The organism is Vibrio sp. 1401 (genome assembly GCF_033340295.1).
This window is the reverse complement of sequence record NZ_JAWOWF010000903.1, coordinates 1-502: the sequence shown is the minus strand read 5'-3', so window position 1 is coordinate 502 and position 502 is coordinate 1. Positions and strand designations below refer to the sequence as shown.

At 50.0% G+C, this 502-nt stretch carries 1 protein-coding gene; it reads right to left on the bottom strand.

Annotation, left to right across the window (positions count from 1 at the left end; all coding sequences use genetic code 11):
- A partial coding sequence (locus R7Z77_RS28805) for an efflux RND transporter permease subunit (protein ID WP_318137493.1) occupies positions 1 to 502 on the bottom strand: 502 nt, incomplete at both ends.

The following is a 502-nucleotide window of genomic DNA, read 5'->3' as shown; positions in this document are numbered from 1 at the left end:
AAGCAGGTTGCCAACAAAGTCGTCGATAGACTTTTGTACTTCTTCAGGTTGATAAGCAACGGTCGAGATGTCGACACCCAGCGGCAGCGTTGCCTGGTAGTTAGCGATGATGTCTTGAATCGTATCGCCAAGTGACACCACGTTAATGCCTTGAACTGGGCTCACAGCCAAGGTGACAGCGGGCTCTCCGTTGTAGCGGTTTTCTGCCAATGCTGGTGTTTGATAACCCATGGTGATGTCGGCGATGTCACCAAGACGAATCAACCCCGAGCCAAACTCGCCGGTGCCACCATTGATGATTAAATTGCGAATGTCTTCTAGAGACTGAAACTCACTGGTTTGCGCAATACGAATACGCTCTGTACCCGCATCGAATTTTCCCGCTTCGAACGTGCTGTTTTGTGTGCTCAGTTGGTTCCAAACTTGTGCGATCGACAAACCATATTGAGCCAAGCGCTCGTCTGGCATATCGATATGTACAACGCGAGGTTGAATGCCGTGT